Origin of the sequence: Sphingobium sp. ba1, assembly GCF_000743655.1 — a bacterium.
In the GTDB taxonomy this organism is placed as follows: Bacteria; Pseudomonadota; Alphaproteobacteria; order Sphingomonadales; family Sphingomonadaceae; genus Sphingobium.
On the sequence record NZ_JPPQ01000078.1, the window covers coordinates 56 to 1,293 of the forward strand.

The 1,238-nt window shown below is 48.1% G+C and carries 1 protein-coding gene; it reads left to right on the plus strand.

Features of this window, described 5'->3' with window-relative positions; all coding sequences use genetic code 11:
* Positions 1-1,132 (plus strand): hypothetical protein (locus tag IL54_RS24390; protein ID WP_193378907.1); only part of this gene is annotated, 1,132 nt, incomplete at its 5' end.
* Positions 1,133-1,238: the final 106 nt, after the last annotated feature.

Here is a 1,238-nt window from a genome sequence, read left to right on the forward strand (position 1 = left end):
ATATAAAGATCATTTTGATATAAAAATTGACTTCAGCAAGTCCCCATCAAAATCTGATTTAGACATAGCTGAGCGTATGATCATGGATCATACATCTTTAAGCGTCGATCTGTCTGACTACAGCGATATCATTTCAGCACCGCAAAGATTGATCGAGGACATAGATCGCGTCGTTAGCATGGTGCGCTCACTGTTTGCGCAAGGTATCGATGGCACCAATGACGATATGCTTCGCCTTGCCGTAGATAGCGAACTTGCAGCCTTTCGGGAAGGGTATGAGCAATATTGTCGCATAGCGGGATCAGCGCATCTTCAACTGGAAATGGGTGACGTTGCTCACAGGCATTTGCAGGAGCGTTTTAATGCCGTTACCGATGAACTGAATGAGACTCAGTCCGCCGCCAACCGACAAGCGGAGGAATTGGCGGCGCGGATAAAGACCGCATCAGACGATCTGGAAAATAGTGTCTTGCGCCTACAAGAAGCAGAACGGGATTTGCAGGCAGAGCGTGCGCTCCATCAATCGCTGACCGATCAATTGGCACAGGCCATGGGGCGGATTGAAACGCTGGAGCAAGAGTTGGCGCAAAGCCGGGCCTATTATGGCGAGCTTGATCGCCGATATACGGAGAGCGAACAGGGCCGCATGTCCGTCGCGGCTGAAATGCAGGCAGCCCAGGAAAAATGCGCTGCCCTCGAACATGATGTTCAGCAGGAAGCGAATAGAGCGCGGGCGCTCAACGACCAGCTCGAAGTTGCAGAGGCTGATAAGCAGGCGCACCATCAGTCGCTGACCGGCCAATTGGCACAAGCCATGGAGCGGATTCAAACGCTGGAGATAGAGTTGGAACAAAGACAGGCGCGCTATGGCGCGCTTGAACGCCGATATGCGGAGAGCGAACAGGGCCGCATATCCGTTGCGACTAAAATGCAGGCAGCCTTGGAAAGATGTTCCGCTCTTGAACATGATGTTCAGCAGGCAAACCATGCGCTCGAACAGCAACGCGGAGAAATGCATCAGGCTCTCGCCGAAATTGAGTTTATTTCTAGCGGAAGGGCAGAAGAGTATGATGCCTTTGATCGCCGATGGTCTACTATGATGAATAGAATTAATAATAATTCATCTAAATAATAATAATTATTAATATTTTTAGTTAAATTTTCAACATTCTATATAATAATATAAATATATGATGGACGAAAAAAATATGTCATTTTGACGAAACACTTGATCCACT